General features: G+C 64.5%; 16 protein-coding genes and 1 pseudogene. 15 read left to right on the top strand and 2 right to left on the bottom strand.

The features are described 5' to 3' along the window. Nucleotides 1-22 precede the first annotated feature (22 nt). On the bottom strand, nt 23-526 hold the full coding sequence (gene def / locus J0M27_RS02870) for a peptide deformylase (RefSeq protein WP_294987258.1): 504 nt from the start codon (nt 524-526) through the stop codon (nt 23-25). 107 nt (nt 527-633) lie between these two features. Between def and J0M27_RS02875 the strand changes: the two genes are divergently transcribed. The 10 genes from J0M27_RS02875 to J0M27_RS02920 all read left to right on the top strand — a co-directional run bounded on the left by J0M27_RS02875 (nt 634) and on the right by J0M27_RS02920 (nt 17,090). Continuing rightward, complete coding sequence (locus J0M27_RS02875; protein ID WP_294987259.1) at nt 634-1,650, top strand: LysM domain-containing protein; 1,017 nt, start codon at nt 634-636, stop codon at nt 1,648-1,650. Nucleotides 1,651-1,701: 51 nt separating this feature from the next. After that, complete coding sequence (dprA, locus tag J0M27_RS02880; protein ID WP_294987261.1) at nt 1,702-2,799, top strand: DNA-processing protein DprA; 1,098 nt, start codon at nt 1,702-1,704, stop codon at nt 2,797-2,799. 73 nt (nt 2,800-2,872) lie between these two features. Continuing rightward, on the top strand, nt 2,873-3,361 hold the full coding sequence (locus J0M27_RS02885; RefSeq protein WP_294987263.1) for a DUF494 domain-containing protein: 489 nt from the start codon (nt 2,873-2,875) through the stop codon (nt 3,359-3,361). A 143-nt stretch (nt 3,362-3,504) separates the two neighbouring features. Further along, a complete protein-coding gene (locus J0M27_RS02890) occupies nt 3,505-6,162 on the top strand; it encodes a DNA topoisomerase III (RefSeq protein WP_294987265.1) in 2,658 nt (885 codons plus the stop codon). After that, nucleotides 6,162-6,740 (top strand): DUF924 family protein, encoded by a 579-nt coding sequence (locus tag J0M27_RS02895; protein WP_294987267.1) that lies wholly within the window; start codon nt 6,162-6,164, stop codon nt 6,738-6,740. Before J0M27_RS02890 ends, J0M27_RS02895 begins: the two co-directional genes overlap by 1 nt. Nucleotides 6,741-7,012: 272 nt before the next feature. Continuing rightward, nucleotides 7,013-8,662, top strand: a complete 1,650-nt coding sequence (locus J0M27_RS02900) for a methyl-accepting chemotaxis protein (protein ID WP_294987269.1) — start codon at nt 7,013-7,015, stop codon at nt 8,660-8,662. 29 nt (nt 8,663-8,691) lie between these two features. Continuing rightward, nucleotides 8,692-9,258, top strand: coding sequence for a chemotaxis protein CheW (locus tag J0M27_RS02905; RefSeq protein ID WP_294987271.1), 567 nt, complete (start codon nt 8,692-8,694; stop codon nt 9,256-9,258). A gap of 28 nt (nt 9,259-9,286) precedes the next feature. Then, nucleotides 9,287-11,233: a methyl-accepting chemotaxis protein gene (locus J0M27_RS02910; RefSeq protein WP_294987273.1), complete on the top strand. Its 1,947-nt coding sequence runs from the start codon at nt 9,287-9,289 to the stop codon at nt 11,231-11,233. A gap of 20 nt (nt 11,234-11,253) precedes the next feature. After that, the gene (locus J0M27_RS02915) at nt 11,254-12,399 is read left to right on the top strand and encodes a two-component system response regulator (protein WP_294987275.1); all 1,146 of its coding nucleotides are present in this window, start codon (nt 11,254-11,256) and stop codon (nt 12,397-12,399) included. After that, complete coding sequence (locus J0M27_RS02920; RefSeq protein WP_294987277.1) at nt 12,396-17,090, top strand: PAS domain S-box protein; 4,695 nt, start codon at nt 12,396-12,398, stop codon at nt 17,088-17,090. Before J0M27_RS02915 ends, J0M27_RS02920 begins: the two co-directional genes overlap by 4 nt. A gap of 27 nt (nt 17,091-17,117) precedes the next feature. Here the strand turns inward: J0M27_RS02920 and J0M27_RS02925 are convergent, their stop codons facing one another. Further along, complete coding sequence (locus J0M27_RS02925) at nt 17,118-17,753, bottom strand: response regulator (RefSeq protein ID WP_294987279.1); 636 nt, start codon at nt 17,751-17,753, stop codon at nt 17,118-17,120. Nucleotides 17,754-18,015: 262 nt separating this feature from the next. On the opposite strand from J0M27_RS02925, the gene J0M27_RS02930 reads away from it, so the two are divergent. From J0M27_RS02930 to J0M27_RS02950, 5 genes and pseudogenes are all read left to right on the top strand, one after another. Then, nucleotides 18,016-18,837, top strand: coding sequence for a protein-glutamate O-methyltransferase CheR (locus J0M27_RS02930; protein WP_294987281.1), 822 nt, complete (start codon nt 18,016-18,018; stop codon nt 18,835-18,837). Between the two features lie 3 nt (nt 18,838-18,840). Then, nucleotides 18,841-19,920, top strand: a complete 1,080-nt coding sequence (locus tag J0M27_RS02935) for a chemotaxis response regulator protein-glutamate methylesterase (protein ID WP_294987283.1) — start codon at nt 18,841-18,843, stop codon at nt 19,918-19,920. A gap of 22 nt (nt 19,921-19,942) precedes the next feature. Beyond that, entirely contained in the window at nt 19,943-20,533 is a 591-nt protein-coding gene (locus J0M27_RS02940; protein ID WP_294987285.1) for a chemotaxis protein CheD, read from the top strand. Nucleotides 20,534-20,601: 68 nt separating this feature from the next. After that, nucleotides 20,602-21,447 (top strand): HDOD domain-containing protein, encoded by an 846-nt coding sequence (locus J0M27_RS02945; protein ID WP_294987287.1) that lies wholly within the window; start codon nt 20,602-20,604, stop codon nt 21,445-21,447. A 35-nt stretch (nt 21,448-21,482) separates the two neighbouring features. After that, nucleotides 21,483-22,415 (top strand): annotated as a pseudogene (locus J0M27_RS02950) (chemotaxis protein); the annotation flags it as partial. Nucleotides 22,416-22,492 lie beyond the last annotated feature (77 nt).

The following is a 22,492-nucleotide window of genomic DNA, read 5'->3' on the forward strand; positions in this document are numbered from 1 at the left end:
GTGGCGCTCGGTGCCGTAAGCGTCAAAATGTCTCGCGCGCCTGCTTTACCAGCTTGCTCTTGATGCGCTCGCGTTTGAGGCGGGAGAGGTATTCGACGAAGACCTTGCCTTCCAGGTGGTCCATTTCGTGCTGGATGCAGACGGCGAGCAGGTCGTTCGCGTCGAGTTCGAAGGGCTGGCCGTCCAGTCCGAGCGCGCGCACGCGGACTTGGCTCGCACGTTTCACGGTTTCGTAGATGCCGGGCACGGAGAGGCAGCCTTCCTCGCCTTCGCATTCGCCGGATTTTTCCAGCAGCGAGGGATTGATCAGGGTCAGCAGCTGCGACTTGTCTTCCGACACGTCGATCACGATCAGGCGCAGGTGCCGATCCACCTGCGTCGCGGCCAGGCCGATGCCCGGCGCGGCGTACATGGTCTCGGCCATGTCGGCGGCCAGTTGGCGGACGGAGTCATCGACTTGCGCAACCGGGGCGGCTTTCGTGTGCAGGCGGGGATCCGGGTAACGCAAAATCGGCAATAGGGCCATGAAACCGCTCTTGAAAGAATTGATGCAGGGGTAATTGTCGGGCAGAATCGGGTCGATACTCGGGTGGGTCGCCCATCCGCACAGACACTCGGCCAGGAGACCAAGCCATGCGTCGCATTATATCTGCGCTGCTCATCAGCATTTCAAGCACCCTGGCCCTCGCCCAGGGTGCCCAGCCCCTGCAACTGGCCGATGGCGCGCCCGACCGGCACGTGGTGGTCGCCGGCGACACGCTGTGGAGCATCGCCGCCAAATTTCTCAAGGATCCCTATCGCTGGGGGGAACTGTGGAAGCTCAACGCCACGGAAATCAAGAACCCGCAACGCATCTTTCCGGGCCAGGTCCTGGCGCTCGACCGCAGCGGCACCCAACCCCGGCTCAAGCTGGTGACGGTGAAGGAGCCGCGGCGCGAGTATGTCGAGCCGCTCAGGAAGGGCATTCCGTCGATTCCGCCGCAGGACATCGAACCCTTCCTCAGCGAACCGCGCGTGCTCGAACCCGGCGGACTCGCCAGCGCCCCGCGCGTCGTCGCGTTGCAGGGCGACCGAGTCATCGCCGGCTCCGGCGACACCATCTACACCACCGAAGTCACTGCCCAGCACAAGACCTGGCAACTGTTCCGCCAGGGCAAGCCGCTGCTCGACCCCGAAAGCGGGGAAACGCTGGGCCACGAAGCCGTCTATCTGGGCACCGCGCGCATGATCAAGGGCGGCGTGCCATCGAGCTTCCTGGTGACCTCCTCGGTCCAGGAAATCGTCCGGGACGACCGCCTGCTGGCCGCGCCGCGCCAGGACGTGGTCGACTACGTGCCGCGCGCACCGACCAAGCTGATCCGGGCCAAGATCCTCGGCATGTATTCCGGCGTCAGCTTCGGTGGGCCGCAATCGGTGGTGACGCTGAATCGCGGCAGGGCCGACGGCCTCGAACCTGGCCATGTGCTCGCCGCCGACGTCGCCGGCAAGGCGGTGGTGAACCGCTATCAGGGCGACCGCAGCGATTACCAGTTGCCCGATGCGCGCAACGGCCTGCTGTTCGTGTTCCGCGTGTTCGACCGTGTGTCCTACGCGCTGATCATGCATGCGACGCAGCCCATGTCGGTCGGCGATACCGTGCGCACGCCCTGACAAACAGCGTGGGCGCGCCCGCCGCGCCCACTTCTTGCCCCTGAGAGCCGCATGGCGGAAGATCGCCGAGAACTCGCCGCCTGGCTGCGCCTGACACTGACGCCGGGCATCGGCGGCGAAGCCAGGCGCAACCTGCTGAAATCCTTCGGCCTGCCATCGGCCATTTACGATGCCGGTCCGCGCCCGCTGGCGGCAGTGATCGATCCGGGCCTCGTCGAACACCTGCTGGCCCATGACTGCGGCGCCGCCATCGAGGCGGCACTGGCCTGGGCGGAACAAGCCGGCAACCGCCTGCTGACGCTGGCCGACGCGGACTATCCACAAAGCCTGCTGAGCGCGGACGACCCGCCGCTGCTGCTCTACGTCAAGGGGGACCCGGCAAGGCTGCGCCAGCCGATGCTGGCCATGGTCGGCAGCCGCAATGCGACGGCCCAGGGCCTGCGCGACGCGGAAGCTTTCGCCCGGACGCTGGGCGAAGCCGGGCTGACCATCGTCAGCGGCTTGGCGTTGGGCATCGATGCCGCCGCCCATCGCGGCGCGCTGGAATCCCCGGCGGGCACGGTGGCGGTGATCGGCACCGGAGCCGACCGGCTTTACCCGGCAAGCAACGAAGCGCTGGCGCGGCGTATCGCCGAGCAGGGAGTGGTGCTTGGCGAGTTCCCGCTGGGCACCCCGGCGCTGGCCACCAACTTTCCGCGCCGCAACCGGATCATCGCCGGCCTCAGCCTGGGCTGCCTGGTGGTCGAGGCAGCGCCGAGGAGCGGCTCGCTGATCACGGCCCGGCTGGCTGCGGATAGCGGGCGCGAGGTTTTCGCGATTCCCGGCTCGATCCACTCACCGCTGTCGCGCGGCTGCCACCAGTTGATCCGCCAGGGGGCCAAGCTGGTCGAATCGGCACAGGACGTACTCGAGGAATTGCGTTGGCAGCCGGCCCCCGGCACGACGGCCCGCGGCAAGCCGAAAACAAGGACGGGGGACGTCGTGGAGGAGCAAGTACTCGCTGCGATGGGCGACGCACCCTGTGCGCTGGATGCCCTGGCGACCCGCTGCGGCTTGACGCCTGCCGCCCTTCTTGCCATGCTGCTGCCCATGGAACTTGAAGGGCGCATCGCGCAGCTGCCCGGCGGCCTCTACCAGAAACTCCACTAGAATCGTGACAGCTACCCTCCTCCGCAACGCGCCTCCAGCCTGACGTTTTACGTTCCACTCACCAACTCGACCAATGATCGACATCCTGGTTTACCTGTTCGAGAACTACCTGCCCGACGCCTGCCCGGAACCTGAGGTACTGGCCAGGAAACTGTCGGCGGCCGGTTTCGGTTCCGACGATATCTCTGCCGCCCTGGCCTGGCTGGATGGCCTTGCCGGTCCGGAGGGGGGACGTTGCAGCCCGCCCGCGCTGGCCGGATCGATCAGGATCTACGGCGAGGAAGAACTGGATCGGCTGTCGACCGCCTGTCGCGGATTCATCTCCTTCCTGGAACAGAACGGTGCAATCGACGCCTCCCTGCGCGAAGCCATCATCGAGCGTGCACTGGCCCTGCCTGATGACGAGATTACCCTGGACCGGCTCAAGGTCATCGTACTCGCCGTGGTCTGGCGCTATCGCCACGAAGTCGATGCATTGATCCTCGAGGAACTGCTGGCCGAGGACGACGACGATGCCGATCAAGGGGCGGACGAGGACGTCACCCGCATTCTGCTCAACTGATTCCCGGCTTGCTTAATTGGGCGGGGCGCGCTTATGATGCGCCGCTCCCGAACGCCCACTTTGGCCCAATTGTTCCATTTCGAGCACCGCGAGCCCCCGTCACCCCCTTTCCCGGAAAGGGGGCCGGGGGGAAAGCCAACACTATGAAACAGCTCATCATTGCCGAGAAACCTTCTGTCGCCCAGGACATCGCCAAGGCACTGGGGGGCTTCGCCAAGACCGGCGACTACTTCGAAAGTGACGATTACGTCCTGTCCTCCGCCATCGGCCACCTTCTGGAATTGGCGGTACCCGAGGAATACGACGTCAAGCGCGGCAAGTGGAGCTTTGCCCATCTACCGGTGATTCCACCGCGTTTCGCGCTGAATCCGATTGAAAAAACGCAGGAAAGACTGCGTTTGCTGACGCGCCTGGCCAAGCGCAAGGATGTCACCGGCCTGGTCAATGCCTGCGACGCCGGACGCGAGGGCGAGCTGATTTTCCGCTATGTCGCGCAACACGCGCTCGGCGCCAAGCAGAAACCCGTGCGCCGCCTCTGGCTCCAGTCGATGACCAGCACCGCGATCCGCGACGGCTTCGCGCATTTGCGCACCGACCAGGAAATGCTGCCGCTGGCCGATGCCGCGCGCTGCCGCTCGGAGGCCGACTGGCTGATCGGGATCAACGGCACGCGTGCCATGACCGCCTTCAACTCGAAGGAAGGCGGCTTCTACAAGACGCCGGTGGGCCGCGTGCAGACGCCGACCCTGGCCATCATGGTCGAACGCGAAAGCCGTATCCGGGCCTTTGTGTCACGCGATTACTGGGAAGTCGAAGGCGAATTCCAGTGCCTCGCCGGCACCTACCGCGGTCGCTGGTTCGACGAGAAATTCAAGAAGGCCGACGATGAACACGCCCGCGCCGAGCGCATCTGGGACAAGGCCCGGGCCGACGCCCTGCGCAAGAAATGCCTGGGCCAGCACGGTACGGTCGAAGAGGAAAGCAAACCCAAGACCGAAGCCTGCCCGATGCTCTACGACCTCACCTCGCTGCAGCGCGAGGCCAACGGCCGCTTTGGCTTTTCGGCAAAAAACACGCTGGGCATCGCCCAGGCACTGTACGAACGGCACAAGGTCCTGACCTACCCGCGGACCGACAGCCGCCACCTGCCCGAGGATTACATCGGCACTGTCAAGGAAACCCTGGCGGCGATGGCCGGAACGCCCTACGCGACCTTCGCCGGCGCCGTCCTCAAGAACGGCTGGGTGCATCCCAACAAGCGCATTTTCAACAATGCCAAAGTGAGCGACCACTTCGCCATCATCCCCACCGGTGCGGCGCCCAAGAGCCTCTCCGAGCCGGAACAGAAGATCTACGACCTGGTCACCAAACGCTTTCTCGCCATCTTCTATCCGTCCGCCGAATACAACATCACCACCCGCATCACGCGCGTCGAAAAGGAAGCCTTCAAGACCGAGGGCAAGGTTCTCGTCACGCCGGGTTGGCTGGCCGTATATGGCAAGGAGTCGCAGGAAACCCGTGAGGACGCCGGCGAGAACCCGACCCTGCCGCCACTGGAAAAGAACGAGCGCATCTGGGCCAAGGATGTCGAAGTCAAGGCCAAGGCCACCCAGCCGCCGCCGCGCTTCACGGAAGCCACGCTGCTCACCGCCATGGAAGGCGCCGGCAAGCTGATCGAGGACGAGGAACTGCGCGAAGCCATGTCCGAGCGCGGCCTTGGCACCCCCGCCACGCGTGCGGCGACGATCGAAGGCCTGCTGGCCGAGGAATACCTGCATCGCAACGGCCGCGAATTGCAGCCGACGGCCAAGGCGTTCTCGCTGCTGTTCGCGCTGGAGCAACTCAAGGTTGACGAAATCCGCTCGCCGGAACTGACCGGCGAATGGGAATTCAAGCTCAAGGAAATGGAACAGGGCCGCCTTGGCCGCGACGAGTTCATGAACCATATCGTGGACAAGACACGCGAGATGGTCGAGCGCATCAAGACCGGCGAATTCGCCGACCCCGACTTCGGCACCCTGAAGACACCCTGCCCACGCTGCGGCGCCAAGATCCACGAAGGCTACAAGCACTTCACCTGTGAACAGTGCGACTACAAATTGTGGAAGGTGGTTGCCAGTCGCCAATGGGAGTCCGCGGAAATCGACGAACTCCTGAAGAACCGCCAGGTCGGGCCCTTGCAGGGCTTCCGCAGCAAAATGGGGCGCCCGTTCGCCGCCATGATCCGGCTAAAGGACGACCACATGCCGGAATTCGACTTCGGCCAGTCGGATGCCGACGCCGACGGCGAGGAAGTGGATTTCTCGACCCAGGAAAGCTTGGGCGCCTGCCCGAAATGCGGCGCCCGCGTCTTCGAACACGGCATGGCCTATGTCTGCGAAAAGGCCGTGGGTGTCGCCAAGGCCTGCGATTTCCGCTCCGGCAAGATCATCCTGCAGCAGGAAGTGGCGCGCAGCGACATGCAGAAGCTGCTGGCCACCGGACGCACCGACCTGCTCAAGGGTTTCATCTCGAACAAGACACGGCGCAAGTTCTCCGCCTTCCTGGTACGTGATCCGAAGACCGGCAAGGTCGGCTTCGAATTCGAACCGCGGGCGCCGAAGGCTGCGGCCAAGGTCGCCACCAAGACCGAGCCGGCGGCGAACGAACCCGTGCTGAAAAAGGCCGCCGCGAAGAAGCCGGTGGCCAAGAAGACCGCAAGCAAGACAGTCGGCGCTGGAGACACGGCGAAAAAAGCGGCGCCGAAGAAAACGGCGGCGAAAAAACCGGCAGCTAAGAATCCCGTCGCCAGGAAAACCTGATGCAGGAGCCGGCGACGCTCACCCGCGCCGTCCTCGACTTCTGGTTCCAGCCAGCCGGGGGCTATCGGCCGGAATGGTTCCGCAAGGATGAAGCCTTCGACGCGGCGATCCGCGAAGGCTTCGCCGCCGACGTCGAAGCGGCCCTGACCGGCACCTTGCCCGCCGCGGCATCCATTGAAGATCAACTGGCGCGCATCATCCTGCTCGACCAATTCACGCGCAACATGTTTCGCGGCACGGCACGCGCCTTTGCCGGCGACGCGCAGGCCCTGAAGCTGGCGACGGAACTGGTGGCCAGCGGCCGCGACAAGAACCTCGATCCCTGGCATCGCTGGTTCGTCTACCTGCCCTTCGAGCACAGCGAATCGCTCATCGAGCAGGAACGCTCGGTGGCGCTGTACACGGCGCTGGCGCGGGAAACGCAGGCGCCGGCTTTCGATTCCGCGCTGGACTACGCCGGGAAGCATCGCGTCATCATCGCCCGCTTCGGCCGCTTCCCCCATCGCAACGCCATTCTTGGCCGCGAATCCTCGGCCGAGGAAATCGAATTCCTGAAACAGCCCGGCTCCGCTTTCTGATTCGGGTGCCAGACGCAGCCCGGCTGCGACAACGGATTCCCCCTGCTGGCAGCTCTACGTAGTTTCCGCGGATTTCTGCGCGATCCACGGATCGATTTTCAGGCGCTATATCTTTTAGCATAGTTACGACCGCCTGGGAATTGCGCGCGGATCGCCGGGATATTCGATACCGGCCCGGTCACCCCTCCGTTTCCCCGTGCAAGACCCCCGGTTACGCGGCGCAACCGCGCTGTTCTGCGCCGCGTTCATAAACTCAAACAAGAAGGCACATCATGTTCAACAATCTGAAACTCGGCACCAAGCTTGTCCTGGCATTTGGTCTCGTACTGATCCTGCTGATCGTGACGTCGGCGACGGGTTCGTTGCGGTTGATGGATTTGAGCAACAACACCGAGAACATAGCGAAGAACCTCTGGCCCAAAGTCGTGCTGCTGCAAGACGGGCTGGCCGGCGTCAATGAGATCGGCATCGCCGCGCGGGATGTTGCCCTGGCCACCAGCCCGGATGCGCAGAACACGGCCAAGGCGCGAATTTTCGAAGGGCGCGCCGCCATCGCCAAAGCCTGGGACGCCCTCGGGCCGAAATTGGTTCAGCCCAGGGGCAAGGAAATGATGCAGGCGATTCTTCAGGTGCGGGAACGCTACGTCGCCGCCCAGAACCAGCTGATCAAGCTGGCCGAGGAAGGCAAAAAAGCCGAGGCCGTGGCCTTTCTGGACAACGAATTTCGCCCCGCCGCGACCGAGTATCGCAAACGCGTCAATGCCCTGATCAAGTACCAGGGTGATCAGCTCGACGGTCTCGGCGCGGAGTCCGCAAAAACCGCGGAGAACGGCCTGGCAACGAACATTGCCCTTGGGATCATCGCCGCTCTGTTGGCGGTGGCCGCAGGCTGGCTCATTACCCACAGTGTCCTGCGGCAACTTGGCGGTGAGCCCGGTTACGTGAATGACGTTGTCCGGGCGGTAGCGGAGGGATATCTCACGGTCCCGGTGAATCTCAGGTCCGGCGACGCAACGAGCCTGCTCGCCGGGATTCACAAGATGATCGGCACGCTTTCACATATCGTCGGCGAGGTCAAAGGCGCGTCCGACAGCCTGAACAATGCCGCCGGTCAAGTTTCCGCCACCGCGCAATCCCTCTCGCAGTCGAGTTCCGAGCAAGCCGCCAGCGTCGAAGAGACCACCGCCAGCATCGAGCAAATGACCGCCAGCATCACCCAGAACACCGAGAACGCCAAGGTCACCGACAACATGGCCACCAAGAGCTCGTCCGAGGCCGAACAGGGCGGCACGGCGGTCAAGGACACGGTCGAAGCCATGAAGTCCATCGCCGGCAAGATCGGCATCATCGACGACATCGCCTACCAGACCAACCTGCTGGCGCTCAATGCCGCCATCGAAGCCGCCCGCGCGGGCGAGCACGGCAAGGGCTTTGCCGTGGTCGCCGCCGAAGTCAGGAAGCTGGCGGAGCGCAGCCAGGTCGCCGCCCAGGAGATCGGGCAACTGGCCGGCTCCAGCGTCAAGCTGGCCGAGCAGGCCGGGAAACTCCTCGACGAAATGGTGCCCAGCATCCGCAAGACCTCCGACCTCGTCCAGGAGATTGCCGCCGCGAGCCAGGAGCAAAGCCAGGGCGTGGGCCAGATCAACGGCGCCATGGGGCAACTGAACAAGGCCACGCAGCAGAACGCCTCCTCCTCCGAGGAGCTCGCCGCCACGGCCGAGGAGATGGGCGGCCAGGCCGCGCAACTCCAGGAGCTGATGGAGTTCTTCAAGATCGAGCAGGGCAGCTCAAGAGTCGGCGCTGGCGGCACGGCGACCAGGCGCGCTCGCGGCCAGGCGCCGGCCGCTTCCGCGCGCGCGGTGAAGGCGAAGGCCGCGGCGATGGCCGAACCCGTCGCCAGTGGTGATTTCGAGCGCTTCTGAGGCCAAGCCCCGACCAAGGAGATCGACACATGGGACAACTCGCACAACAATCGCCCGCCACGCGCGGCAAGCCGCCTCTGGTGGCGGCCGCGCTCGGCGGCGTCGACATCCGGCAGTACCTGACCTTCCAGCTCTCCGGCGAGATGTACGCCGTGGGCATCCTCAACGTCAAGGAGATCATCGAGTACGGCAGCCTCACCGAGATTCCGATGATGCCGGCCTTCATCCGCGGCGTGATCAACCTGCGCGGCGCGGTGGTGCCGGTGATCGACCTCGCGGCGCGCTTCGGCGGCAGCCAGAGCGAGCAGTCGCGCCGCACCTGCATCGTCATCATCGAGCTGGTGACCGATGACGAACGCCACGACATCGGCATCGTGGTCGATGCCGTGTCCGAAGTCCTCGAAGTGTCCGACGTCGACATCGAGCCGCCACCGGCCTTCGGCGCCAAGATCCGCGCCGACTTCATCGCCGGCATGGGCAAGATCGGCGGCAAGTTCGTGATCATCCTCGATATACGGAAGGTGCTCTCGGTCGATGAGATCGCGACCCTGGCCACGGTTTCCGACCACACCGCGAAAGTCGGCGCGGACGTTTGACACGTCAGAAGAATTGAGGGAGAAGACCATGAAGCTCACATCGATACGCGTCCGCCTGCTGTTGCTGTTCGCCACCCTGGCGCTGGGTCTGGTCTGGTATCTGTTCGCCAACGTTCGCGGCGAACTGCTGAAGATCGGCGAAGGCAATCGCATCGCGGCAGTGGGCGACGTGGCCGTGGCCGCCAGCGCCCTGGTGCATGAACTGCAAAAGGAACGCGGCCTGTCGGCCGGCTTCATCGGTTCCAAGGGCGAGAAATTCAAGGAGGCGTTGCTCAAGCAGCGCGCGGATTCGGACGCGCGACGGAAAGTCATGCTGGACAACTTTGCCGCCCGCGCCGATGACTTGCCGCCTGTCTTTGTCGAGAGCATGCGCAAGGCCAACGATGCGATCGCCGCCCTCGAAGGCAAGCGCGGCGAGATCAGTGCCTTGAAACTGGCCGGCCCCGACTCGTTTGGCTTCTATTCCGCGTCCATCGAGAACTACCTGGTGGCCGTCGGCTCGATCGCACCCAGCCTGGGCGAGGCCGGGATGATGCGCAAGTTCTCGGCGTATGTGATGTTCCTTGGCGCCAAGGAACAGGCGGGACGGGAACGCGCCACGGTAAATGGAATATTCGCCGCCAAGGAGGCGATCAAGGTTCCGGTATTCCAGCGCCTGCAGGGCCTGATCACGGCACAGGATTTGTATCTGGCGCAGTTTCGCGGCCTCGCCGATCCGGCGTCGACCAAGGCGCTGGCCGATCTGCTGGCCGCCAAGCCGGCGCAGGAGACCTTGCGCATGCGCGGCATCGCCATCGAGCAGGCTTTCCTGGGCAATTTCGAGGTGGAACCGGCGACCTGGTTTGCCGCCATCACCGCCAAGATCGATGCCATGAAGCTCATCGAAGATCAGTTGGCCGCCGACATTGCCGGCAACGCCACGCAACTGATAGGCAATGCGCGTCGCGGACTGGGAATCGCCGTGGCCACGACGCTGATCCTGATCGCGCTCTGCGCCGGCTTCGTCCTGCTGCTGACCCGCATGCTGCGCGACGTGCATGAGCTTTCGGAAGCAGTTCGCCACCTCGCCGAAGGCGATCTGCGCGTGAAGGTACGGGTCGACCGCAAGGACGAAATCGGCGAGCTCCAGGATTCGATCGCCCGCACGGTCGAAAGGCTGGACGGGACGATCGACGAGGTCCGGCTTGCCGCGGACTCGCTGAACAGCGCTGCGGATCAGGTTTCCGCGACCGCCCAGGCGCTCTCACAATCGTCCTCCGAGGAGGCCGCCTCGGTCGAAGAGACCACCGCCAGTATCGAACAGATGACGGCCAGCATCACCCAGAACACCGAGAACGCCAAGGTCACCGACAACATGGCCACCAAGTGCTCGTCGGTAGCCGAACAGGGCGGCAAGGCGGTCAAGGACACGGTCGAAGCCATGAAGTCCATCGCCGGCAAGATCGGCATCATCGACGACATCGCCTACCAGACCAACCTGCTGGCGCTCAACGCCGCGATCGAAGCCGCCCGCGCGGGCGAGCACGGCAAGGGCTTTGCCGTGGTCGCCGCGGAAGTCAGGAAGCTGGCGGAGCGCAGCCAGGTCGCCGCCCAGGAGATCGGGCAACTGGCCGGCTCCAGCGTCAAGCTGGCCGAACAGGCCGGGAAACTCCTCGACGAAATGGTGCCCAGCATCCGCAAGACCTCCGACCTCGTCCAGGAGATTGCCGCCGCGAGCCAGGAGCAGAGTGCCGGCGTGGGCCAGATCAACGGCGCCATGGGCCAGTTGAACAAGGCCACGCAGCAGAACGCCAGTGCCTCTGAAGAGCTGGCCGCCACCGCCGAGGAAATGGGCGGTCAGGCCGCGCAACTGCAGGAGCTGATGGAGTTTTTCAAGACCGAACACGGCAACGCCTCCGACCACGAACCGAATGCAGCCCGGAGCAGGCTCGGCGCAGGTGCTGGCGGACCGTACAACCCGTCCGGTCGCGCATAGTCGGGAAGGTATTGGCAGCCATGAACACACCCGGTGAGATTCTTTTCAGCGAACCCTCGCTTTCCGCCGATGCGGTGAAGGGTTCGCTGGTGCTGATCGTCGACGACGTGCCGGCCAACCTGAGCGTGCTCGGCGACCTGCTGCACGATGCGGGCTACCAGGTCAAGGCCGCCACCTCGGGCCGTGCCGCGCTGCGCTACGCGGCACAGGAGCCGCGCCCGGCGCTGATCGTGCTCGACGTGATGATGCCGGAGATGGATGGCTACCAGGTCCTCGCCGCGCTGCGGCAGGATCCGCGGACGCGCGACATCCCGGTGATGTTCCTCACCGCCCTGGACAACGCGCGCGACGAGGAACGCGGCTTCCAGCACGGTGCCGCCGACTACATCACCAAGCCGATCAAGCCGGACGTGGTGCTCGCCAGGGTGCGCAGCCAGTTGCTGGCGCGCCTGGCCGGCAACTGGCTGCGCGACCAGAACGCGGCGCTGGAAGCCGAGGTCGCGCGACGCATGGAAGAAAACGAGTTGATCCAGGCCGTCAGCATCCGCGCCCTCGCCCACCTCGCGGAGACCCGCGACCCGGAGACCGGGAACCACATCCTGCGCACCCAGGGCTACGTGCGTCTGCTGGCGACCCGCCTGCAGACGCATCCCCGCTTCCGCGCCACGCTCGATGACGACTACATCAAGATGCTCGCGGCCTCGGCGCCGCTGCACGACATCGGCAAGGTCGGCATTCCCGATTCCATCCTGCAAAAACCGGGCAAGCTGACGGCCGAGGAATGGGAGATCATGAAGACCCATTCCAAACTCGGCAGCGACGCCATCGAACAGGCCGAGCGCGACATGGACAGGCCGGTGGAGTTCCTTGGGCTGGCCAAGGAAGTCGCGCACTGGCACCACGAACGCTGGGACGGCCGCGGCTATCCCGACGGACTGCAGGAAGATGCGATTCCGCTTTCGGCGCGGCTGATGACCATGGCCGACGTGTTCGATGCACTGATTTCCCGGCGCTGCTACAAGGACGCGATGCCGCTCACGCAGGTGGTCGAGATCATCAGCTCGGAACGCGGGCGCCAGTTCGATCCGGACATCGCCGACGTGTTCCTTGCCGGTTTCGACGAATTCGCGGCAATCGCGGCACAGCACAGCGACGCGGCGACATGAACGCAAAAGCGCACCGGACCGGTCGCAGCCGTGCCGCCATCATGACGGTGGTGCTCGGCTACGCCGCATTCGGCACGCTCTGGATGCTGCTTTCCGAGGCGGCGATGAACCGCCTGCTGGATGACCCGGGACTGATCGCGGTGGCCGGCGTGCTCAAGGGCCTGGCCTTCGTCGCCATGACAACCCTGCTGCTCTACGTGCTGCTGGGCAATTCCGGTTTTTCAGGGGACCCGTTCGTGGCGCATCCACGCCGCTCGTTGCGGTTGCCGCTGGCCGTGATTGGAGTGGCTATCCTTTCCGCGACGTTCACCGCCATCGAGGTCCGCCTGGCCGAACACCGGCGAATCGAGGCCAGCCGCATCCAGACAATCGCCGATACCAAGACGCGACAGATCGTCGACTGGCTGCGAGAGCGGCGCGGTGACGCCCAGCACCTGGCCACCGACCCGAGCCACGCGGAGGACTATGCGAGCTGGATGATGCACAGGAATCAGGTCGCGCTTGGCAAGCTGGTGGCCCACCTCGACAACTACCGCGTCAGCAAACCTTATGCCACCGTGAGCTTGCGCGACCACGCCGGGCGGAACATCTGGAGCTCTTCCGGCGAAGCGCCGCCGCGCGATCCGCGCCTGCTGGCGGCGGCGGATGGCGCCATCGAGCGGCGGGCGGTCGGACAGCCCCAACCCTATCGCGACGAATCCGGACACCTCAATCTGGGTTTCATGGCCCCGCTGGCGACAAAACCCGGCCAGCCTGCCGGCATTGTCATCCTTGGCGTCGACTCGGACCGCGAACTCTTCCCCCTGCTGCAATCTTGGCCGGTGCCGAGCGCCAGTGCGGAAGTCCTTTTGTTCCGCCGCGACGGCGAACAGGTGCTCTACCTCAACGACTTGCGCCACACCAGCGACGCCGCCTACAGCTTGCGCTTGCCGGTCGCCACGCCGGCGCTGCTTGCCGCCCAGACCCTGCGCGGCGAAATCGAGCCAGGCCGCCTGTTCGAGGGCGAAGACTACCGAGGCATGCCGGTGCTGGGTGTGGCGCGTCCGGTGCCCGGTACCGATTGGCACTTGATCGCCAAGGTCGATCGCGCTGAACTGTTCGAAGCCGCCTGGCTGGAAAGTCTGTGGATCGGCCTGGCTGGCCTGCTGGCCCTTTTCCTGGCGGCGATCGGGGCCATCTTCTGGCGCCAGCACCAGTGCCTGGCGGATGCCAGGCAGGACAGCGCCGATCGGGCTGAAAAGCTGCGCTCGCTGGAACTGCTCGATGCCCTGGCGCGCGGGTCCGACGACGCCATTTTCGCCAAGGACGAGGGCGGCCGCTACCTGTTGTTCAATCCGGCGGCCGCGCGTTTCGTCGGCAGGGATGCCGCCGAAGTGCTGGGCAGGACCGACGGCGAACTGTTCCCGCCGGAGGAAGCGCAGCGGCTCATGGAACTCGACCGGGAACTTCGCGAAGCCAATTCCATTCGCACCCGCGAGGAGTCCCTCAGCGGCAGCGAGGGCCACCGTACCCTGCTCGCAACCAAAGGTCCGCTGCACGACGCCGCGGGCAAGGTCATCGGCACCTTCGGCATCGCCCGCGACATCACCGAGCGCAAGCGGATGGAAAGCGATCTCGCCGCCACCGCCGCGTCGCTCAAGGATTCCCTGGCACGGGCGCAGTTGCTGCTCGATTCGGCGATGGACGCGGTGATCTGCATCGACCAGGACGGCATCGTGCAGGCCTGGAATGCCAGCGCCGAAAGCATTTTCCACTATCCGGCGGAAGAGGCCCTGGGCCAAACGCTGGGTGACCTGATCGTGCCGCCCACCTATCGCGAGCGCCATCGCCAGGGCCTCGAACGCTTCGTCCAAACCGGACAGCGCAACGTAGTGGGCAAGCGCGTGGAACTGACCGGGATGCGCGCCGACGGCTCCGAGTTCCCCATCGAACTGACCATCGGCGCCATGCGTCACGGCGAGAACTACCTGTTCACTGCCTACATACGGGACATCAGCGAACGCCTGGCCGCGGAGAACATCCTGCGCGCCTCGGAACAACGCTTCCGCGACCTGGTCAACACCACCGACGGCATTGTCTGGGAAGCCGATGCGACCACCTTCGAATTCACCTTCGTGAATCCCCAGGCCGAGCGCCTGTTGGGCTACACCGTACAGGAATGGACACAACCCGAATTCTGGGCAAGGCACCTGCATCCCCAGGACAAGGAGTGGGCGCCGGCGCACCGGATCGCTTGCACGGCACGCGGCGAACCCTACAACCTCGAATATCGCCTGATCGCCCGCGACGGCCGCACGGTCTGGGTCCATGACAAGGTGACCGTGGTTGCCAAGGACGGCACGCCACGCTGGCTGCGCGGCATCATGATGGACGTCAGCGAACGCCGCAAATCCGACGAAATGGTGAGAAAGCTTTCACTGGCGGTGGAACAAAGCTCCGAAAGCATCGTCATCACCAACACCAAGGCGGAGATCGAGTACGTCAACGAAGCCTTCTGCCAAACCACGGGCTTCCGCCGCGACGAAGTCCTCGGCAAGAAGCCGAACATCCTGCATTCGGGCCAGACACCGCCAGAAACCTATGAAGCGATGTGGAAACAACTGGTTCAGGGCATCCCCTGGAAGGGGGAATTCATCAACCGACGGAAGGATGGCAGCGAGTACGTGGAATTCGCGATCGTCACGCCCATCCACCAGCCCGACGGTTCCATCAGCCACTACGTCGCGGTGCAGGAAGACATCACCGAAAAGCGGCGCGTCAGCCGGGAACTGGACCAGCACCGTCATCACCTGGAGCAACTGGTGGCCAACAGAACCGCACAACTCGATGAAGCACGGCGCCAGGCCGAAGCCGCCAATGTGGCCAAGAGCAGCTTCCTGGCCAACATGAGCCACGAGATCCGCACGCCCATGAATGCCATCGTCGGCCTAACCTACATCCTGCGCCGCACCCGGCCGACCCCGGAGCAGGCCGAGAAACTGACCAAGATCGACGAGGCTGCGGAGCATCTGCTGGCAATCATCAACGACGTACTCGACCTGTCCAAGATCGAGGCAGGCCGGCTGACGCTGGAACAAACCGATTTCTCCCTCTCTGCGATCCTGGACCACACCCAGTCGCTGATCGCCGAGCAGGCACGCTCGAAGGGAATCGACGTCCGCCTCGAATGCGAAGGTGTTCCCCACTGGCTGCGCGGCGATCCGACGCGCCTGCGCCAGGCACTGCTCAATTACGCCGGCAATGCCGTCAAGTTCACCAAGCACGGATCGATCACGCTGCGGGCGTTGCTGGAGGAGGAAACCGACGATGACGTGAAGATCCGCTTCGAGGTCGAAGATACCGGCATCGGCATCCCCGCTGACCAGTTGCCCGGCCTGTTCCAGGCCTTCGTCCAGGCCGACGCGTCCACTACCCGCAACTACGGGGGCACCGGCCTCGGGCTGGCGATCAGCCGTCGCCTGGCGGCCATGATGGATGGCGAATCCGGTGTCGAAAGCCAGGTCGGACGTGGCAGCAACTTCTGGTTCACCGTGCGCCTGCAACGCGGCCACGGCATCGTGCCCAACGCAAAGCGGCTGCCCGACGCCACGCACGACGACGTCGAAGCCGAATTGCGGCACCGCCATGCCGATGCGCGGATACTGCTCACCGAGGACAACGCGATCAATCGCGAGGTCGCCCTGGAGCTGATTCACGCCGCCGGACTGACCGCCGACATCGCGAAGAACGGCAGCGAAGCCGTCGCCAAGGCCACCAACATCGCCTACGACCTTGTCCTGATGGACATCCAGATGCCGGTGCTGAACGGCCTGGATGCGACGCGCGCGATCCGGCTCCTGCCCGGTGGCGCCAAAATCCCGATTCTGGCCATGACGGCCAATGCCTTCGACGAGGACCGTGCCGCCTGCAACGCTGCAGGAATGAGCGACTTTGTCACCAAGCCTGTCGAACCGCAGCAGTTCTACGCCAAGTTGCTGCAGTGGCTGCCACGCAATGGCCCGGCCGCGCGCGATGGCGAAGCGGCGACATCCGTCGCCCCGGCAGGCACGCCGGTCGCGCCGCGCCTGGGGCAACCCGACGAACTGCTGCGACGCCGGCTGGCCGGGATTCCCGGCCTGGACCTGGGGCTGGGCCTGGCGATGATGCGCGGCAACGTCGGCAAGTTCGCCCGCCTGCTGGTTCTGTTTGCCGACGGCTACCACCAGCATGCCGACCAGATATTGTCGAAGCTCGCTTCCGGCGACCTGGCCGCGATCGAACCGCTCGCCCATTCGCTGCGCGGGTCCGCCGGCATGCTGGGCGCCGTCGGCGTATCCGAAGCGGCCAGCACGGTGCTGTCCGCCATGGACAACAGCCATGGTGTCGAGGAAATCCGTCGCCTGAGCATGGGCCTCGCCGAGAGCCTGTCGCGACTGGTGGCCAGCATCCGCGAAGAGTCGGCCGAGCCGGCCGAACCCGGGGTGGTCACGCAAAGGCCCACGCGCCTTTCCGAAGTCCTCAGCCAACTGGAGAACTTCCTCGAACAGGGTGACATGGCGGCCAGCTATCTGGCCAAGGAAGAAGCGGATCTGCTAACCAGCGCCATGGGCCCGGTGGCCGCCACGATGCAGGACCGGATCGACGCCTTCGACTATGAAGCCGCCGCGGCCACCTTGCGCGAGTTCCGCGACAGTACGGGCGTCGCCGCATGAGGCGCGACGTCCACCCGGCCAGGCATGCTAGCTTTTGCCGGGCATGAATTCCATGGTCAGGCGCACCAGTTCGGCGATCGATCCGGCCTGAAGTTTCTGCATGATCAAATGCCGGTAGGTTTCGGCGGTGCGCTGGCTGATGCCCAGTTCGTGGGCGATGGTCTTGGTCAATTTGCCCTCGAATACGCCCTCGAGGACTTCCCTTTCGCGCGGTGTCAAGAGCGCCATACGTTCGCCGATTTCGCGGCTGCGCGCCTGGATCTCGGCACGCGCGCGATCGATGCGCAAGCCGTCCTGGATGCGATCGAGCAGGCGTTGCGTGGAAAACGGCTTCTGGAAGAAGTCCAGCGCACCGCCGCGCATCGCACGCACCACCGAAGCCACCTCGGCATAACTCGATATGAATATGATCGGCAGATCGATGCCCTGGTGCCGCAGTTCGTCCTGCAGTTCCAACCCGCTCATGCCGGGCATGCGTACGTCGGTAACGATGCAACCGGCAAGCGAGGACAGATCCTGCTTGAGGAAACTCGGCGCGTCGTTGAAGACCGCATAGGGCAAGCCCACCGATTCGACGAGGTCCACCAGGAGAAAGGTGATTACCTGGTCGTCGTCGATCAGATAGACATTCGGCTGGGGGCGGTCGGGTTTCTTGGTTGACATCGAGAAGCAGAACCTCTATCGCATTTCGGCGGGCCGGAATCCTCGTACATCGCGCGATGGTTCGCGCCTACGTAGATACCGCAGTTTGCAGCGTAATTTCCGGATGCACAAGAAGCGGCCTCTTTGAGAACATAGGCAAAAGGAATCGGGCTCGAAAAACTATTTAAGCGCTTGTTGACGCCGCATTTTAGCTGCGTTTCGGGCAATCGTGGGTAGCCAAACCGCCAATAAATCAGTCATCTCTTGCTTGCGTAAACATTTTATGGCTGCATTCGACAATCCGGAAATCAGTACCGCCGAGTTCGCCCAGTTCCAGAAGCTGATCTACCGCATCGCGGGCATCAGCCTGGCCGACTCGAAAAAGGTGTTGCTGGCCGGGCGCCTCGGACGGCGCTTGCGACACCTTAACCTGCCGAGCTTCGGTGACTATTTCCACCTCGTTTCCAGCGGCAACGAAGCGGACGAGTTGCAGACCATGGTCGACCTGCTGACCACCAACGAGACCTATTTCTTCCGCGAAGAGGCGCATTTCGACTTTCTCACCAAGACGATCGTGGCCAACCATCCTTCTGGCAGCCCTTTCAACGTCTGGAGCGCCGCTTCGTCCACCGGCGAGGAGATCTACACCATTTCCTTCGTGCTGGCCGATACGCTGGGCATCGACGCCCAATGGAGCGTTACCGGTTCCGACATCTCGACCGCCGTCCTGAGCACCGCGGAGCGCGGCCTGTACTGGCTCGACCGAACCCGCGGCCTGCCCCAGAACTACCTGCGCAAGTACTGCCTGAAGGGCGTGCGCAGCCAGGAGGGAGGCTTCATGATCGCCCCCGAAATCAAGCGCCATACGCGATTCATGCAGGTCAACCTGAACCGCACGCTGCCCGCGCTGGGCAAGTTCCACGTCATCTTCCTGCGCAACGTGATGATCTATTTCGATGCCGAGACCAAGCGCCAGGTGGTTGCACGACTGGTCGAGCAGTTGCATCCCGGCGGCTATTTCATCGTCGGCCATTCGGAAAGCCTCAACGGACTGACCGACACGCTACGCTCGGTCAAACCCACCATTTACCAGTTGCCGACCTGAGCCATGGCAAACAGGATCAAGGTAATGATCGTCGATGACTCGGCCGTGGTGCGCCAGGTGAACCGCGAGACGCTGGAGCGCGAAGCGGATATAGAGGTCATAGGTGCCGCCTCCGACCCGCTCTATGCGCTGGACAAGATGAAGGCGCAATGGCCCGATGTGCTCGTGATCGACATCGAGATGCCGCGCATGGACGGCCTGACCTTCCTCAAGAAGATCATGAGCGAGCATCCGACGCCGACCATCGTCTGTTCGTCGCTGGCGGAAAAGGGCGCCAGCGCGACCATGGACGCACTGGCCGCAGGTGCGCTGGCGATCATCACCAAGCCCAAGCTGGGGGTCAAGCAGTTCCTCCAGGACGCCGGCAACGACCTGGTCTCGGCCGTGCGCGCCGCGGCACGAGCCAACATGGGCCATCTCACGCGCGGCGCCGGGCGCGCGCTGGCGCCACCACCCAAGCTGACCGCCGACGCCGTACTCGCCGCCCAGGCCGCCAGCACGCGCGCCATGGCGGAAACCACGGACCGCGTCGTCGCCATCGGCACCTCGACCGGCGGCACCCAGGCCCTGGAGGCGGTGCTGACGAAACTGCCCAACGTGGGCAGCGGCATCGTCATCGTCCAGCACATGCCGGAAAAATTCACCGCCATGTTTGCCGACCGCCTCAACAACCTGTGCAAGCTGGAAGTGCGCGAAGCACAAAACGGCGACCGCATCATGCCCGGCCGTGCCCTGATCGCGCCCGGCGGCCGCCACATGATGCTGAGGCGCAGCGGCGCCCAGTACTATGTCGAAGTCGCCGACGGCCCCCTGGTGAATCGGCACAAGCCATCGGTCGATGTCCTGTTCCGCTCCGTGGCGCAAATCGCCGGACGCAATGCACTGGGGGTAATCATGACCGGCATGGGCGACGATGGCGCGCGTGGCATGAAGGAAATGCACGACGCCGGGGCGCTCACGATAGCCGAGGACGAATCGACCTGCATCGTGTTCGGCATGCCGAAAGAAGCCATCCGCATGGGCGGCGTGGATCGCGTCGTGCCGCTCGATGCCATCCCGGCCGAGATCATCTCCTACGGCTGAACCATTCCAGGAATCCCGCGCCATGCCACCCGTCGAACACGACCCGAAAGACCTCGAGCGCCGCGCCCGCAACATCAACCCGGGCGGTTGGGCGGTCGAAACGGAACGCCCGATCACGACCCTGCTCGGCTCCTGCGTCGCGGTCTGCCTCTACGACCCCAAGCTGCGCCTCGCCGGCATGAACCATTTCCTGCTGCCCAGCCGCACCAAGTCCGCCGGCGACGACACCGACGTGATCCTGGCAGGCGACTATTCGATGGAAGTGCTGCTCAACACGATGCTGAGCAAGGGTGCCGCCAAGCAGCGCATCATCGCCAAGGCCTTCGGCGGCGGCACCATCGTGACGTCGATCCTCATGGCGATCGGACAGCGCAATGCCGAGTTTGCCCAGGAGTGGCTGGAACGCGAGGGCATCCCCTTGGCAGCAAAGGATTTCGGCGGCGCCTGGTCGCGCAAGGTCCTGTTCACGCCGGACGGCGGCGACGCCTTCTGTCGCAGGCTGCCTATCAGCCAGCCCGGCCTGCAGGACGTGGTCAAGGCCGAGCGTGACTACGAGCAATCGCTGGCCCGCCCGGCGCGGCCGACGGCCGAAAAGAAGATCGAACTGTTCTGACGGCGGCCATGACCCTACCTACGCAACCACCAACATCCGGCGCTGCCGGCTCCGGGGAAGGAACTCCGATGGACGTGCAAGCGATCCTGGAAAGCGTCGCCGCGAGCGCTGGCAGCGACGAACTGGTATTTCCGACCACCACGGATATGGCGCTGAAGGTGCAGCGGGTGCTCGACGATCCGGACTGCTCCATCGACCAGCTGGCAAAACTGGTGCAGGCCGACCCCCTGCTGGCGGCACGCGTCGTCGCGGTCGCCAATTCGGCGACCTACAACCGTTCGGGACGCGCGATCGCCGACGTGCGCAACGCCGTTTCCCGGCTCGGCTTCAACACGCTGCGGGTACTTGCGGCAGCAGTGGTCGTGCGACAGATGGAAGGCATGGCTCGCACGCCGGGCCACCGCGAACTGGCGGTGCACCTGTGGCATCACACGGCGCACGTCGCCGCCCTGGCCCAGGTGATCGCGCGTCGCTTCACCCATGTCGACCCGGACACCACCTTCTTTGCCGGGATCATCCACGAGGTCGGCGCCTTCTACCTGATCTCGCGTGCCGTGAAGTATCCGGGTCTGCTCGAAGCGGAGCACGGCGCCCTGCTGGCCTGGGAGGAAGGTGGCGCGGCGCTGGTCGGACGCGCGGTGCTCAAGCGCCTGGGCGCGCCGGCACCGGTAATGGAAGCGATCGAAGGCATGTGGCAGGGCTACCTCGCCATGCCGCCACAATCACTGGCTGACACCCTGCTGCTGGCGGACTGCCTGGCACCGCTGGAGTCGCCCCTGTCCCAACTCGCCGGCAAGGGCCGCGAAGGCACCGAGGCGCGAATCGACATTGCACTGGACGACAAGACCCTGAGCAGCATGCTCGAAGAATCGGCAGCCGAGGTTGATTCGCTGATTGGCGCGCTGCAAAGCTGAGCCATGGCGCAACAGGGAATAGCGAAAGGCAAGACATGTCCGAACTGCTGAAAGATATTGATGCCCGCACCCGTCTGGCGGGTACCAACAAGCTCGAGATCCTTCTGTTCTCGCTCGGCGAGGATCCGCGCAACGGGCGTCGCGAGACCTTCGGTATCAATGTCTTCAAGGTGCGTGAAGTGATGGGCACGCCACCCATCACGGTGGTGCCGGAAATGGCCACCGCCGTGAAAGGCATGGTCAGCCTGCGTGGCGCCCTGGTGCCGGTGATCGATCTCTCCGACTATGTCGGCATCGCGACCGAGGCACCGCGCCAGATCATGATCGTCACCGAATACAACCACCACACCCAGGGCTTCCTGGTCGACTCGGTGGATACCATCCTGCGCCTGGACTGGTCGCAGATGCGCGTGCCGCCGGACATGCTCACCGGCCAGATGGGCGGCCTGGTGACGGCGGTCACCGAACTGGCCGACGGTCGCCTGGTGATGCTGCTCGACGTCGAGCGGATACTGGCGGAAACGGTCAAGCCCGACGAAACGCAGTTCGCCAATATCTCCGCGCTGGACCGCACGGATCTCACGGTGCTTTTCGCCGACGATTCCTCGGTGGCGCGCGGACAGATACAGCGCACCCTGGAGACGATGGGCGTAAACGCCATCAGTGCGGTAAACGGACGTGCGGCGTGGGACGAGCTGCGTCGCATCGCCGACCAGGCGGAGCGCGCGCGCCGGCCGGTGAAGGACTACCTCCAGTTGATCCTGACCGACGTCGAGATGCCGGAGATGGACGGCTACCTGCTGACACGCAATATCAAGGCCGATCCGCGCTTCATCGGCATCCCGGTGCTGATGCATTCGTCGCTGTCATCCGCGTCCAACCAGCAGCTTGGCCACTCCGTAGGCGTCGACGAGTACATTCCGAAATTCGAACCGCATCGCCTGTCCGAAACCCTGACGCGCCTGCTGGTGGGCACGCATCAGGAATCCGCCGACGCGGAATCGGCCGACACACCGACGCGATCCCTGCAGGCCTTGCGTGGAGC

The organism is Sulfuritalea sp. (assembly GCF_017302275.1).
Lineage (GTDB): Bacteria > Pseudomonadota > Gammaproteobacteria > Burkholderiales > Rhodocyclaceae > Sulfuritalea.